At 63.2% G+C, this 14,082-nt stretch carries 11 protein-coding genes; 4 read left to right on the forward strand and 7 right to left on the reverse strand.

All coding sequences use genetic code 11. The annotated features are described in order from the left end of the window. Positions 1–58 precede the first annotated feature (58 nt). The 6 genes from CVS30_RS00755 to CVS30_RS00780 all read right to left on the reverse strand — a co-directional run bounded on the left by CVS30_RS00755 (position 59) and on the right by CVS30_RS00780 (position 8,218). On the reverse strand, positions 59–334 hold the full coding sequence (locus CVS30_RS00755; RefSeq protein ID WP_110483420.1) for an HPr family phosphocarrier protein: 276 nt from the start codon (positions 332–334) through the stop codon (positions 59–61). A 77-nt stretch (positions 335–411) separates the two neighbouring features. Beyond that, complete coding sequence (locus tag CVS30_RS00760; protein WP_181419660.1) at positions 412–2,130, reverse strand: putative PEP-binding protein; 1,719 nt, start codon at positions 2,128–2,130, stop codon at positions 412–414. Between the two features lie 29 nt (positions 2,131–2,159). Further along, entirely contained in the window at positions 2,160–4,184 is a 2,025-nt protein-coding gene (locus tag CVS30_RS00765; protein WP_110483422.1) for a PTS fructose transporter subunit IIABC, read from the reverse strand. Positions 4,185–4,201: 17 nt separating this feature from the next. After that, positions 4,202–5,149: a 1-phosphofructokinase family hexose kinase gene (locus CVS30_RS00770; RefSeq protein WP_110483423.1), complete on the reverse strand. Its 948-nt coding sequence runs from the start codon at positions 5,147–5,149 to the stop codon at positions 4,202–4,204. Next, entirely contained in the window at positions 5,146–5,934 is a 789-nt protein-coding gene (locus tag CVS30_RS00775; protein ID WP_110483424.1) for a DeoR/GlpR family DNA-binding transcription regulator, read from the reverse strand. The genes CVS30_RS00770 and CVS30_RS00775 overlap by 4 nt, the downstream gene beginning before the upstream one ends. Before the next feature lie 232 nt (positions 5,935–6,166). Beyond that, positions 6,167–8,218: a PhoX family protein gene (locus CVS30_RS00780; protein WP_110483425.1), complete on the reverse strand. Its 2,052-nt coding sequence runs from the start codon at positions 8,216–8,218 to the stop codon at positions 6,167–6,169. Between the two features lie 125 nt (positions 8,219–8,343). On the opposite strand from CVS30_RS00780, the gene CVS30_RS00785 reads away from it, so the two are divergent. Together CVS30_RS00785 and CVS30_RS00790 are read left to right on the forward strand one after the other, a co-directional pair. Then, the gene (locus CVS30_RS00785; protein ID WP_110483426.1) at positions 8,344–8,982 is read left to right on the forward strand and encodes an alpha/beta hydrolase; all 639 of its coding nucleotides are present in this window, start codon (positions 8,344–8,346) and stop codon (positions 8,980–8,982) included. Between the two features lie 125 nt (positions 8,983–9,107). Beyond that, complete coding sequence (locus CVS30_RS00790) at positions 9,108–9,983, forward strand: hypothetical protein (protein ID WP_181419641.1); 876 nt, start codon at positions 9,108–9,110, stop codon at positions 9,981–9,983. Positions 9,984–10,005: 22 nt separating this feature from the next. Here CVS30_RS00790 and CVS30_RS00795 read toward each other — a convergent pair whose 3' ends face one another. Next, a complete protein-coding gene (locus tag CVS30_RS00795) occupies positions 10,006–11,289 on the reverse strand; it encodes a DUF445 domain-containing protein (RefSeq protein ID WP_110483427.1) in 1,284 nt (427 codons plus the stop codon). Positions 11,290–11,311: 22 nt separating this feature from the next. On the opposite strand from CVS30_RS00795, the gene CVS30_RS00800 reads away from it, so the two are divergent. After that, positions 11,312–12,172: a glycerophosphodiester phosphodiesterase gene (locus CVS30_RS00800; protein ID WP_110483428.1), complete on the forward strand. Its 861-nt coding sequence runs from the start codon at positions 11,312–11,314 to the stop codon at positions 12,170–12,172. Positions 12,173–12,184: 12 nt separating this feature from the next. Further along, the gene (locus CVS30_RS00805) at positions 12,185–14,032 is read left to right on the forward strand and encodes a glycoside hydrolase family 15 protein (RefSeq protein ID WP_110483429.1); all 1,848 of its coding nucleotides are present in this window, start codon (positions 12,185–12,187) and stop codon (positions 14,030–14,032) included. The last annotated feature ends 50 nt before the right edge of the window (positions 14,033–14,082 follow it).

The raw sequence follows: 14,082 nt of genomic DNA on the forward strand, positions 1-14,082 counted from the left end.
AAAACCCCGCGTTCTTGCCGGTATCGAGGGCAAAAACACGGGGTCGCGGGAACACGAATTAAGCGTCGTGATTCGTCTCCAGGATGCGTGCCAACGTTTCCAACGCCTCCGTGGCGGAGTCGTCCTCGGTGCGCAGGACCACGGCCTCGCCGTGCTCAACTCCGAGGGACATGAGGGAGAGCATGCTGTCTGCATCGACGGCCTCATCGAGGGGCTCGCCAACGCGGGCGATGGTTACTTCTACGTCCAGATCTCCTGCGGTTTCGGCGAAGAGCGCGGCCGGGCGGGCGTGCAGTCCAGCGGTGCTGGCAATGACGGCGGTACGTTCAATCATGAGGTGCTCCAGTTCTTTGTATTTGATAATCGGGGGGAGTCTGTCGAGATGACTCGCGACAGACTCCAGTATCGAGGTTATAGACCCAGTTCACTCAGGGCAGGCAGCCCGGCGCGCACGAGATCACGGGCTTCGGCGGCCGATGCGGCAGCCACGGCACGGTTGGCCAGCCGGCGAGCCTCATCCTGGGTCACGGTGCGGAGCACGGCGGCCACAGCCGGCAGCGCTCGCGCCGTCATGGACAGTGAGCTCACGCCTAGTCCGGCAAGAACGACGGCGAGAGCCGGGTCCGCGGCGGCCTCACCACAGACTCCAACCGGCTTGGGCAGGGCGTCCTCGAGTGCCAGGGACGCTGAGTGCTTGGCCTGTGCGACGGCGCCCTCAACAGTTGCCTGGATGAGCGCCAGCACGGCCGGCTGCCACGGATCGTTGAGCTCGGCCAGGGGGCCAAGCTGGCGGTCCGCCGCCATGGCGTACTGCGTGAGATCGTTGGTGCCGAGGCTGGCGAACTCCACCCGGTCCAGCAGATGCCGGGAGGTGAGGGCCGCCGAGGGAACCTCAACCATGACGCCGGGAACCTTGAGGCCCGCGGTGGTGCACAGGGCGGCAAAGTCGGCTGCCTCGGCCGGGGTGGAGATCATGGGAGCCATGACCCAGACCAAGGCCTGTGACTGAGCGGCAGCATCGGCAATGGCCGCAAGCTGCCGGGCCAGGACGCCGGGCGTTGTGCTGTCTGTGCGGTAACCGCGCACACCCAAGGCCGGGTTCGGCTCGGTGCTGTCGGTGAGGAAGGGCAACGGCTTATCTGCTCCGGCGTCAAGGGTTCGAACAACAACCTTCTGGCCCGGGAAAGCATCAAAGACACCCTTGTAAGCTGCTACCTGATCCTCATGAGTAGGCTCGGTGCTGTTACCGAGGAAGCAGAATTCGGTACGTAGCAGGCCAACACCCTGGGCGTTGGCTGCAGCAGCTTCCTGCGCATCCTTGGCGCCGCCAACGTTGGCCAAAAGGGCCAACTTACTACCATCGGCCAGCTGGCCGTCGCCATCAAAAACGTCTAAAAGCGAGGCCTTCTCGAGCCAGCGCTTAACCGCGGCACGCTCGGTGTCACCGGGCTCGGAACTGACAACTCCGGCGGAGCCATCGACATACAGCTGGGAGCCTTCAACAAGCTCGGCAACACCCTTGGCCGCAACGACGGCTGGCAGTCCGAGGCTGCGGGCGATGATGGCCGTGTGAGACTGCGGACCGCCGCCGGCCGTGACCAGCGCGATGACCTTTGCGGGGTCAAGGGTGGCAGTGTCCGCGGGGGCCAGGTCATCGGCAACCAGGATGAAGGGTTCCTCGGAATCCGGAATTTCCGGAGCGGGAACACCGCGCAGGGCAGCAACAATGCGGGAGCGGACATCAAGAACATCGTGGGAACGCTCTGCCATGTAGCCACCCAGGCTGATGAGGGTTGCGGCGACTGTGTCGCCGGCATCCCAGATGGCGCGTTCGGCAGAGCTGCCCTTGTTGATGAGCTTGATCGCGGCCTTGATCAGCATGGGATCGGTCGCCATCAGTGCGGTTGCCTGAAGAACTTCCTTGCCATCGCCACTGGCCCGACCCGCCCGCTCGAGGAGGGTGGCCTTGACCTGCGCCCCGGCCTCCTTGAGCTGGGCAGCGGCCGTCTCGGCCGACGTCGAACTATCCAAACCTTCACCGCTGGGAGGCGGGGTTAAGGCGGGCGGCATGTGCCGAATCGGGCCAATGACACGGCCGCGGAAGACGCCGACTCCAACAAAGCTTTGCACGGTTGCTCCTTCGAAAATCATGTCAGATCCTAGTTGCCCTGGCTTGCAGGCTGTGCTGTTGCAAGGCTATCAACGGGCTTGCGAACAGCCCAGCGTTTGAGTGCCACAACTCCGAGGGCTGACACGATGGTGCCAACAACAATGGACAAGATGAACATACCGACGTTGCCGATGGCGAAGAAGACAAAGATTCCGCCGTGGGGTGCCTGCGAGGTGACATGGAAGCCCATGGTCATGGCGCCGGTGATGGCACCGCCAACCATAGTGGCCGGGATGACGCGCAGGGGATCGGCCGCAGCGAACGGGATGGCACCCTCGGAGATGAACGAGGCTCCGAGCAGCCAGGCTGCCTTACCGTTTTCGCGCTCAGCGAGTGAGAAGCGCTTCTTATCCAGCACGGTGGCCAGGGCCAAGGCCAGTGGCGGAACCATGCCCGCGGCCATGACGGTCGCCATGATTTCCCACGGAGCCTGGTTCAAGGCGGTGCCCGTGCCAAGGCCGGCGACGGCGAATGCGTAAGCAACCTTGTTGACCGGGCCGCCGAGGTCGAAGCACATCATGAGGCCGAGGATCATGCCAAGAATGACGGCGGAGGTGCCGGTCATGCCTGTCAGCCAGCTGTTGAGGCCGTTGGATAGGGCGGCGATGGGTGCGCCGAGGAACAAGAGCATGGCGCCGGAGGCAATGATGGAACCCAAGAGCGGGATGATGACAACAGGCATGAGGCCACGCAACCAGCGCGGTACCTGCCAGCTGCCGATCCAGTACGCCGCGAGGCCGGCAAGAATACCGCCCACAAGGCCACCGAGGAAGCCCGCGCCCATGAAGACGGCGATGGCGCCGGCCGTGAAGCCCGGTGCAATACCTGGCCGGTCTGCGATGCCGAAGGCTATGTAGCCGGCCAGTGCGGGGACCAGGAAGCTCATGGACAGGTTGCCGATAGTGAAAGCAACGGCGCCGAGGTAAATCATGAGTCCGCCGTCAGGCAGGTTGAAGAGGCTGTTCTGCAGAACCACATCCTTGGCAACGTCGGTCACGTCGTAGCCACCGAGCAAGAAGCCCAGTGCGATCAGCAGACCTCCTCCGGCGACGAAGGGGATCATGTAGCTGACGCCCGTCAGCAACACCTTCTTGATCTTGGCGCCTAGGCTCTCGCCCGATGACTGCGCCTTCTGGTCAGCGGTTTCCTCGGCGCCAAAGTGCGGCACCCGGTGCGCGTTGGGATTGTCGGCGGCCGCGAGGGCCTCCTGAATCATCTTGGCCGGCTCATCAATGCCGCGCTTGACGGGTGCGTTGATGACGGGCTTGCCGGCAAAGCGCTCCTTGCCACGCACATCGACATCCACGGCAAAAATCACGGCATCGGCGGCGGCAATCACTGCCGGATCCAGGGGAGTTACCGCCCCGGAGCCCTGTGTCTCGACCTGCAGGTCAACGCCAGCTTCCTGGGCTGCGAGCACCAGGGAGTCGGCGGCCATGTACGTGTGAGCAATGCCCGTGGGGCACGCCGTTACGGCAACGATCCGCTTCTGGCGGGTAGTTGCGGTATCCGCGGCGGGCTCTGCAGCTGCCGGAACTGCCGGTGCGGCTGCCGCCTTGGGCTTGTCCGCGAGGGCTTCGTCAACGAGGGTCACGATCTCGGCAGGGGTGGTCGCTGCGCGCAGGGCCGCGGTGAAGTCCTTCTTAATAAGAGAGCGGGCCAGCTTGGAGAGCAATTTCAGGTGGGCGTTATCGGCGCCCGCGGGGGCGGCGATGAAGAAGATAATATCCGCGGGGCCGTCTTTAGCGCCGAAGTCAACGCTCGGGTTCAAGCGGGCCATGGCCAAGGTGGGCTCAAGAACAGCCTCGGAACGGCAATGCGGGATGGCGATGCCCCCGGGAACTCCCGTGGCAGTTTTTTGTTCGCGGGCCAGGGCGTCGGCGAAGAGGCCCTCAACCGCTGAAGCTCGGCCGGTCTCTGCAATGAGTTCGGCCAGATGGCGGATAACGGAGGTGGTGTCCGTGCCGAGATTGGCATCTAGGAGCACCAAGTCGGTGTTGATAAGAGTGGTCATGTCAGCTTCTCTTCGACTTAGGCCAGGGCCGTCACGACGACGGCGGCGGGGTTAGTTTGTGCGACGGACGGAACCATGGTTCCGGGGAGGGAAGCGGCGGCCGCCCCATGGGCCACTGCTTGCTGCAAGCAGGCCTGCGCGGAATCGCCGCGGAGGGTGCTCAACAGATATCCGGCCAAGGCGGAGTCGCCCGCGCCGACGGTACTTTTTGCCTCGATGGCAGGTCCATTTCCGTGCCAGCTGCCATCCTTGGATACGAGCACGGCGCCTTTGGAGCCCAGGGTTGCCAGGACTGCTCCAACACCACGTGTCAGCAACGCTGAGGCCGTGTGTGCGGCCAGGGTGGGATTGGATTCGAGTTCTGCCCCGTTGTCGGTGCCCAACAGTTCGGCCAGTTCCTCACCATTGGGTTTGATGAGGTCCGGAGCCGAACGCAGGCTTTCTAGCAGGGGTGTTCCGGAGGAATCTACGGCAATCTTGGGGGCCTTTGCGCCATAGGCGGCACGCACAGCGTCGATGACGTGAGCGTAAAAATCATCCGGCGCCCCCGGCGGAAGTGAGCCGGCCAGCACGAGCCAGCCCGCGCCGTCGGACTTCTCCACCGTCAAGGCCAAGAGGGCCGCGAGCTGCTCGGGGGAGAGAGTGGGGCCAGGCTCGTTGACCTTGGTGGTGGTGCCGTCGGGCTCCGTGATGGCCACATTGCTGCGCAGGGCCGCGCCGATGGGCAGCGTCAGGTGCGGAATGTTCTCCACGCAGAGGGCACGCACGACGGCGTCATCCGCGTCACCGGGGATCAGCGCGAGTGACTCGATGCCCGACGCCGCCAGGGCGCGGACAATGTTCACGCCCTTGCCGCCGGGGTGCTGGGAGGCGGCGGTGGCGCGCTGCACCTCGCCACGCTCGAGGACACCCGCGAGCTCGATCGTGCGGTCCAGGCTGGGATTGGGGGTCAGGGTGAGGATCATGCGATCACGGTCTCAACGCCTGCAGCGGCCAAGGCGGCGGCAAGCTCGGGGGAGGGTGCTGTTGTAGTGATCAAGGTGTCGATCTCCTCGAGGGTTGCAAAGCGGACAAGAGTTTCGGTGCCGAGCTTGGAGGCATCGGCGAGGGCGACCACCTGGCGCGCTGCCCGGACCATGGCGGTCTTGGTGGCTGCCTCAACGGGGTCGGGGGTGCTCAGGCCAAAGTCTTCGTGGATGCCGTTGGCGCCGATGAAGGCGATATCGGGGCGCAGCGCGCCGAGCTGCTCGGTGGCGCGGGCTCCCACGACGGCGCTCGTCAGACCACGGACGCGGCCGCCAACGATGTCCAGAAGGAGGTGTTTGTTGTTGCTCAGGGACGCCGCGGTGGGCAAGGAATTCGTGATGACCAGGAGTTCGTCGCCGACGTTGACGGGTGTCCAGCCGGTCAAAAGTTCGGCGAGAGCCGCCGTGGTGGTGCCGGAGTCGAGCAGGATCGAGGCCGTGGGGGCGTTGGGGACCAAGGCCATGGCCGCTGCGGCGATGCGCTGCTTCTCGTCCAGGCGCTGGCTTTGGCGTTCGCTCAGGCTCAGCTCGGAACGCGTGAGCCGATCGCTGCCAACCGCCCCGCCGTGGACCCGGCGCAGATGGCCAGATTCTTCCAGCGTGGCGAGGTCGCGGCGCACAGTTTCCTGCGTGACGGAAAAGAGTTCGGCCAGTTCATGGACGCTGACGCGGCCCTGAGCGGCGACGAGTTCGGCGATTCTGCGTTGCCGTTCTTCAGCAAACATGGCGGTCCTTCCGCAGCGACTTTGATGCGTGACGGGCGTCACGATGTTGATTCATATGACTCTATCTGTGTTTATCTTTGTTTGTCAACGCAGTTCCCACATAAACACAGATTCCGCTGTTGGTGGTGCGGCTGATACTCCTCGCCACAACACAAAAACCCGCCCCTTATCAGTGCGGCAAGCGGTGGGAACCGTTCGCCGCACCGATAAGGGGCGGGTTGGGGGGAGGAGGCTAGCTCTTCGGGAAGATCTGGACCACCGAGGGACGGGGCGCACGCACCTGGCCAGGTGCCGGCGTCGTTCCTTGAGCTACGTAGTCGGGGAAGAAAGATGTGTTGGCGCCGTAGCTGCCGTCCTCGCCAGGGTGCTGCACGGCAACAAACACGAGGGATTCGTCATCGTGGATGACCGGTCCGCAGGTCTCGGCGTCGCGCGGCATGGAGGCAAACTGCTGGACGTTGCCGCGGTTCTTACCTTCCAGTCCCACCTTGAACAGACCATCGTTGTAGCCAATGACCGAGGGGGCGCCGTCGGTGGAGATCCACAGATTGCCCTGCGTGTCGAAGGCCAGGTTATCGGGGCAGGAGATGGGGCTGACCTGCGAGGCCGGGAAGCCGCTGAAGTACGCTTCCGTGTTCTTCGCCGGATCGCCGCACAGCATCAGCAGGTTCCAGCTGAAGGAGGTGGCGGTGGCGTCGTTGCGCTTCTCGGTGATCTCGACAACGTGGCCATCGCGATTTTCGCTGCGCGGGTTGCTCTCGTCGGCCGCGGCCTGACCAGGAAGTCCACGCTTGGTGTTGTTGGTGCAGGCCACGTAGACCTTGCCGGTCTGCAGGCTCGGCTGGACATCTTCGCAGCGGTCCATCTTGGTGGCACCGGCCTTGTCGGCCGCCAGGCGCGTGTAGACGAGGACTTCCTGGACACTCATGCCGGCGATGGCACTCTTACCGCCCACCACCAGCGGCAGCCAGCTGCCGGAACCATCGAAGGCGCCGTCGGCGGGAACCGAGCCGGAGCCATCGATTTCCGCGGCCGAGTTGCCTGCGAACTGGGCAACGTACAGATCGCCCTCCTGCAAGAGCGTCATGTTGTGGGCCTTGTTGTTCTTCTTGTACTTGTTCTTGGAGACAAACTTGTACAGGTAATCGAAGCGCTCGTCATCGCCGGAGTAGGCCACGACTTTGCCGTTGTCGGCGATGATGACGTTGGCGCCCTCATGCTTGAAACGGCCAAGGCTCGTGTGCTTCTTCGGGGTGGAGTTCGGGTTTTCGGGATCGATCTCCACGATGTAGCCGAAACGGTTGGGTTCGTTGCGGTAATCTTCGCCGCGAGCGTCAAAGCGCGGGTCTTCCTGCTCCCAGCCCATGCCCGTGGCGCTGTTGCCCAGACCGTAGCGGCGGTCCTCAACCGAGGTGCCGTTGGTGCGGAAGAAGCCGTTGAAGTTCTCCTCGCCCGAGAGGATGGTGCCCCACGGCGTGGTGCCGCCAGCACAGTTGCCCAAGGTGCCGAACACCTTGGTGCCGGCGGGATCGGCCAGGGTCTTGACGAAGTCGGAGCCTGCCAGTGGGCCGGTCAGTTCAAATTCCGTATCGACGGTGATTCGGCGGTTCAGCTTGCCGCCACGAATATAGCTCCACGGCTGGCCCTTCTTGTCCCGTTCCAGCTCCACAACACTCATGCCCACGGCATTGCGGAAGATCGCGCGACGTTCGGCCGCTTCGGCGGGGGAGGCCGCTGCCGCAGGGAACATGATCTGCGGGTTGACGTACTCGTGATTGCAGATCAGCAGGCCCTTTTTGCCATTGGGTTGGCGCAGGATCTCGGTGTAATCGTTGTTGTATCCAAACTGGCCGGCCTGCGCTGCGGGGCTTTGCTGCGCAAAGTTGAAATCGGGAGCATCGGCAAAGATCGGATCGCCCCAACGAATGATGGGCGACCAGTCAAAACCCTCGGGAACGTTGAACGCGTCAACAGAGGCGTCAACGGGGGCGATGGGAGTAAAGGCAAACTTGCCGCCCTTGCCGTTGTTACCCACACCGTTGTGCCCTTGGTTGGAGTTCTGTCCCTGCACCAAAACGGCGGCACTGAGTGCGCCGGCCAGGCCGATGCCCAGCGCCGAGCGGCGGGAGAATTCGGCGGAGGCGATGTCGCGGAAGTAGTTGTTCGAGGAGGTGTTGCAGACGGCCTTGGAACAAGCGTTGTCACACTTGAGCATGCATGTGACGGCGCTCCGCTTTCCTCGTGTGTGACCGAGCATCGGCAAAAGCTTCTTCAAATCATTCATGGCTTACCTTCCATCGAAATGTGCGTTGCGCCCACCTTGTCAGCCATGGAAAACGGCAAGGGGTCCAACGGTTGAATGAGAGGTGAACAGGGCACAAACCATGCGTTGCCCAGTAGTCTTGGGGCATGGATACCGTGGTGTGGTCCCGGCCGGAGGAACAGCGAGGCGGCACCCCGCTGCTGCTGATGTTGCACGGCTACGGTTCGGACGAGTCCCGCATGGCTGAGCTCTTCGCCTCCCTGCCTCAGGGTTTCACCTGCGCGGCGCCCCGGGCCCCCAAGGACATCTCGGGCGACTATGGCTGGTTCCTGCTGGACTATTTCCTCAACAATGACTTTGCCGAGGTCGTCGCCGCGGCCTCGGGCGTTCTGGCCTGGCTGGACACCGTCATGGCCCGATATCACTTCAGCAGTGTGTCTGTGCTGGGCTATTCCCAAGGCATGGCCATGGCGACAACCCTCATGCGCCTGCGCCCGCAGAGCTTCACGGCGGGTGTGGGCTTATCTGGTTTTGTGTTGCACAACGAGCTCCTGGCCACGATGGAGCCACTCGAACGAAAAATCCCGTTCTTGTGGGCCTACGACTCCGCCGACCTCGTGATCAATCCCGACGCTACGGCCTTCACGCAGGAGTGGCTCGCGGCCAACACCGAGTTATCCACCGCGCGCTATGCCGGGATGGGGCATGCCACGAGTCCCGCCGAACTGGCCGACGTCTCCTCCTTCTTGACCGGGCACGTCACCGGCTCCTTCGTGCCTAGCTGAGGAACGACGTCGACCATCCCGTCACGTCCATAGCGTCACGGGCCGCTGTTCTCCCGTGAGTGAACTCGGCCTTCCTGTCAGGATTGCCGGTTACCCTTAGACCACAGACTCTGCAGGGAGAATTTATGGCAAGCAAAGACCTTAACCACGTAGGAATGCCCGCTGGTCCCGGATTCACGAAGTCGGCAATCAAGCCCAATCCGGCAGTTCAGATCGCGGCCAATGCGGCTTTTGATCAGCAGGGCATGCCCACGCCCGTGGTGCACAATATGCTGCTCAAGGCCGTCGAGGTGCAGCGTCCGCTCGTGCTGGCAAATTTGCGGCGGCTGCGGAAGCGTCATCCGAACGCGACAGCCTTTGAACTCAGCCAGCGCCTCGAGCGCGACTTCCTCAATAGCGTCACCGGCGGTGGCGCAGCGATTGGTGCCACGGCCATCATCCCCGGCGTGGGAACCGTGGTGGCGTTGTCGATTTCGGCGGCCGCAACCGTTGTTTTCCTCGAGGCGACGGCGCTGTATGCCCAATCCATTGCCGAGCTCCATGGGGTCAGGCTCCAAGATCCGGAGAGCGCCCAACTTGCCGTCATGACCATCATCCTCGGCAAGGAAGGTCAGGCACTTCTGGCCGGACTGACGGGTCATGCGCTGGGCACCGGCAAAACACCCATGCAGGCGTGGGGCAAGACGGTGAGCAAGGGCCTGCCGTTAACCACCGTCAAGGGCCTCGTGGCACCCATGCAAAAAATGTTCCTCAAGAAACTGGCGGCCAGGGGCAGCGCCTCGGTTGTGGGCAAGGCCCTGCCCTTTGGCATCGGCGCCGCCTTTGGCGGTGTCGGGAACTTCATGATGGGCCGGGCCGTGATCGCCTCGGCCAACAGTGCGTTCGGCCCGGCGCCGCTGGAGATCCCGGAACTGCTGCTCGCCGAACTAGAAGTCACCGCGAAGGCACCGAAAGCACTTAAAGCGCCAAAGTTACCTAGGGCTCTGCGCCGCGGGAAGTGACTCGGTGCTCGGGAGGTAAGTTCTAGCCGAACACGAGGGTGGCCACCGTGAAGATCGCCAACCCCGCGAGGGAGCCCACCACGGTGCCGTTGATCCGGATGAACTGCAGGTCCTTACCCACCTGAAGCTCGATCTTTTGCGAGGTCTCCTCGGCATCCCAGCGGGCCACCGTGTCGGTGATGAGCGAGGTGATCTCGTGCTTGTAAGTGCCCACCAGGTAGGAGGCCGCATTGGCGATCCAGGTGTTGGCCTTCTGCGCCAATTCGGCATCTTCCACGAGACGGGTGCCGAATTCCTGCACGACACCGGTGAACTTGAGCCGCAGCTCCGAGGTGGGGTCCTCGACGGCGGTCGTCAAAGCGGTCTTGATGGTGTCCCAGGTCTTCCCGGCCAACTCCCGCACCTCGGGATCTCCCAGAACCTGCGCCTTGATCGACTCGGCCTTGGCGATCATGGCCGGGTCATGCTGGAGTTCCTGGGCCAGCTGCTGCAGATAGTTGTCCAGCTGCAGACGCACCTCGTGGCGGGGGTCATCCTGCACGGCGCGGGCAAACTTATAGATCTCGGTGTAAATCTTGTCGCCCACCAGGCCGTCCACAAATTGCGGAACCCAGCTGGGGGAGCGGTCGGTGACCAGACCAGAAATGGTGGTGTGATTGCTACGCACCCAGGTCGTGGAGCGGTCAACCAACAGATCAACGAGGGCGTGGTGGTGCCCCTCCGCGAAGATTCGCTCGGCGACCTTGCCGATGGGCGGTCCCCACGGAGGATCCAGCAGATGCTTGCGCACCATGGATTCGATGACGTCCTTGACGTCGTCGTCCTTCAATACCTCGATGGCTCCGCGCAGCGCCGCGGCTCCCTCGGTAGCCACCCGCTGAGCGCTGGCCGGTTTGGAGAGCCACTGCCCCACTTTTTGAGCGATCTGGGTCGTGGCCAGTTTTTGTGAGATGACGTCTTCGGAGAGAAAGTTGGTCTCGACAAAGTCGCCCAGCGATGCACCGATCTCATCCTTGCGGTTGGGGATGATGGCGGTGTGCGGGATCTTCAGACCCATGGGGTACTTGAAGAGCGCCGTGACGGCGAACCAGTCGGCCAAGGCACCCACCATGCCGCCCTCGGCCGCCGCGCGCACATAGGCGAGCCACGGGAACTGCTGCTGCAGCGCGAAGGCAAAGCAAAACACCACCGCCATGAAGATCAGCAATCCCAGAGCAATATTCTTCATTCGTTTCAGGGCCGTGGCCTTGGCAACGTCGGGATGGGGTGTGGTGCTTGGTCGATCGAGCCTCTGTGTCTGCGCCATGAAGTAAGCGTAGCGTGATGATATGACAGTTCAGATTTACGCCCATCGAGGATCCAGTGCGGCCTATGCCGAACACACCCGTGCCGCTTATTTACAGGCCCTGTCCGACGGCGCCGACGGGGTTGAGTGCGACCTTCACCTCACGGCCGATGGTGAGCTCATCCTGCTCCACGATGAAAATCTGGACCGCACCTCCAACGGCACCGGGCCCGTGTCGACCAAGACGCTGGCCCAATTGCGCGAACTAGATTTCAGCTCCTGGCACGGGGCCACCGTCCCGGCCGAGTATGGCACCACGGAAAATCAGTTACTCACCCTGCCGGAGTTGCTGGAGATTCTGGCGGGCGCCGACAGGCCCATTGGTCTGGCCATCGAGTTCAAGTACGGCACCAAATTTAGCCCGCGCCTGATCGAGACCACCCTGGCCACCTTGCGCAGGCTTGGCTGGACCCCGGAAACCTCCGTGGTGGGCAACATCGAGATCTCGTTCATGAGTTTCCGTCCCTCGGCCGTGAAGTATCTGGCCGCGAGGATTCCACGCGCCCATCTCTGCCAGCTGCTGGAGTTGATCGATGTGAAGAGTGTCACCAAGAAATTCCGTGGCGGGCCCCTCGTCGGTCAACTCGTTGCCTTCGTCATGCGCCGCGCCCGGGCTGTCGGGGAAAAATTAGTGAACGACGGCGTCGCTCATCTCGCCGGACCCGGCGTCGAGTACCTGCGCACCTACCCAGACAACGGCGAAAAATGGGTGCGGGAAGGCCGAACCATGCGGGTCTGGACGGTGGATAGTCCCGAAGATCTCGCTTTTTGCCTGAGGTCCGGAGTCACCCAGGTGACAACCAATAAGCCGCGTGAGATCCGGGCCGGGCTTGACGGCATGTGATTGCATGTAACCATGGCATCGCGAATCGAAGACTATGCACTGCTTTCGGATCTGCACACGGCCGCCCTGGTGGGCCGGGATGGGAGCATCGACTGGTTGTGTTTTCCGCGTTTTGATTCCCCCTCGGTCTTTACCGCGCTCATGGGGACGGCAGACCACGGCCGCTGGCTGCTCGCGCCCAGCCATCCGGAGGCCACCGTCGCGCACCGGGAGTATCTGGGCAGAAGCTTTGTGCTGGAAACCGTCTGGGACACCCCGGAAGGCTCCGTCAGGGTCACCGACTTTATGCCGGTCAAAGACCGCCGCGCCTCCGTGGTGCGCCGCGTCGAGGGATTGCGCGGCAGCGTGGAAATCAGTGAACGCATCAGTGTGCGTCCCGGCTACGGCAAGGTGTTGCCCTGGGTGCGTCGCATGGACGCCGACGACGGCTCGGAGGCGATTGTGGCCGTGGCCGGACCCGACGCTCTGGTGTTGCGCGGCGACGAGCTACCCGAGGCCGTCGACCTGGAACACGCTGGCACATTTTTGGTCGCGGCGGGGGAGATGATGCAGCAAGAACTCACCTGGTATCCCTCGCATCGCCCGGTTCCTCACGCGATCGACATTGACTTTGCCCTGGAACAAACCGTCAATTACTGGGAAGACTGGGCTATCCGGTACAACCAGGACGGGAAATACGCGGCCATCGTGGAACGCTCCTTGCTGGTCCTGCGAGCCCTGACACACGAGGACACCGGCGGCATTGTCGCGGCGCCCACCACCTCCCTGCCCGAAGATTTTGGTGGCGCCCGGAACTGGGATTACAGGTTCTGCTGGCTGCGCGATGCGGCTCTGACGCTTGAGGCCATGCTGACCCATGGCTTCGATGACGAGGCGCTGAAATGGCGTGACTGGCTGTTGCGCGCCGTCGCGGGAGCTCCAGAAGATCTGCAAATCATGTACGGGCTCTCCGGAGAACGTGAGCTGCCGGAAGGGGAGCTCAGCCACCTGCCCGGCTACGAGGGCGCCCTCCCTGTCCGTATCGGCAACGGGGCCGTGGGGCAGTACCAAGCAGATGTGGTGGGCGAGGTCCTCGTCGCGTTGGAGAAATTGCGGCTCGCCGGAGGTCACGAGGACCACTTCTCCTGGCCGTTGCAACAGGCCATGCTGGGCTTTGTCGAAAAGCACGTTGCGGCCAAGGATCACGGCATCTGGGAGATGCGCGGGGAGTTGCTGCACTTCACACACTCCCGCGTCATGATGTGGGCCGCCTTTGATTGTGGCGCTCGGGCCGTCCGCGATCACGGATTGGAAGGCCCCCTGGAGCGGTGGGAAGAACTTCGCGACATGCTCCACGACGAGATCATGGAGCATGGTTTCAACAAGGAGCTCAATACCTTCACGCAAACCTACGGTGGCACCACCACCGACGCCTCCTTGCTGGTCCTGCCACAGGTGGGCTTTGTCAGTTATCGCTCCCCGGAAATGCTGGGCACCGTTGCCGCCTTGGAACACGAACTCGTCGACCGCCATGGGCTGATCCTGCGCTATCAAACAGCCTCGGGCCTGGACGGGCTTGAACCGGGTGAGCACCCCTTCCTGGCGTGTTCCTTCTGGCTCGTGGAACAATACGCGCACTCTGGCCGACGGGACGACGCCCTTGCGCTCATGGACACCCTGGTGGGCCTGGCCAATGAGGTGGGCCTGCTGAGCGAAGAATATGACATGGAGCAGGGACGGATGGCCGGGAACTTCCCCCAGGCGTTTTCGCATCTGGCGCTCGTGCGCGCGGCCGACGCCTTGCACGGCACCGAAAACCTCAGCCTGTCCCCGGATGCAATTGACACCAACACCAAACCCATCACGCTCATTCAGGGGTGAGAGCGTTCTTGCCATATGGACGGACATGAGTTGCCCGGCCAGGGCATGAA

The sequence above is a fragment of the Arthrobacter psychrolactophilus genome, from assembly GCF_003219795.1.
Classification (GTDB): domain Bacteria; phylum Actinomycetota; class Actinomycetes; order Actinomycetales; family Micrococcaceae; genus Specibacter; species Specibacter psychrolactophilus.

What these genes read in the sequence shown, in the direction of transcription:
- CVS30_RS00765 (WP_110483422.1), bottom strand. Translation starts at nt 4,184, where the DNA reads ATGACCACTCTTATCAACACCGACTTGGTGCTCCTAGATGCCAATCTC.
- CVS30_RS00770 (WP_110483423.1), bottom strand. Translation starts at nt 5,149, where the DNA reads ATGATCCTCACCCTGACCCCCAATCCCAGCCTGGACCGCACGATCGAG.
- CVS30_RS00805 (WP_110483429.1), top strand. Translation starts at nt 12,185, where the DNA reads ATGGCATCGCGAATCGAAGACTATGCACTGCTTTCGGATCTGCACACG.
- CVS30_RS00755 (WP_110483420.1), bottom strand. Translation starts at nt 334, where the DNA reads ATGATTGAACGTACCGCCGTCATTGCCAGCACCGCTGGACTGCACGCC.
- CVS30_RS00790 (WP_181419641.1), top strand. Translation starts at nt 9,108, where the DNA reads ATGGCAAGCAAAGACCTTAACCACGTAGGAATGCCCGCTGGTCCCGGA.
- CVS30_RS00780 (WP_110483425.1), bottom strand. Translation starts at nt 8,218, where the DNA reads ATGAATGATTTGAAGAAGCTTTTGCCGATGCTCGGTCACACACGAGGA.
- CVS30_RS00795 (WP_110483427.1), bottom strand. Translation starts at nt 11,289, where the DNA reads ATGGCGCAGACACAGAGGCTCGATCGACCAAGCACCACACCCCATCCC.
- CVS30_RS00775 (WP_110483424.1), bottom strand. Translation starts at nt 5,934, where the DNA reads ATGTTTGCTGAAGAACGGCAACGCAGAATCGCCGAACTCGTCGCCGCT.
- CVS30_RS00785 (WP_110483426.1), top strand. Translation starts at nt 8,344, where the DNA reads ATGGATACCGTGGTGTGGTCCCGGCCGGAGGAACAGCGAGGCGGCACC.
- CVS30_RS00800 (WP_110483428.1), top strand. Translation starts at nt 11,312, where the DNA reads ATGACAGTTCAGATTTACGCCCATCGAGGATCCAGTGCGGCCTATGCC.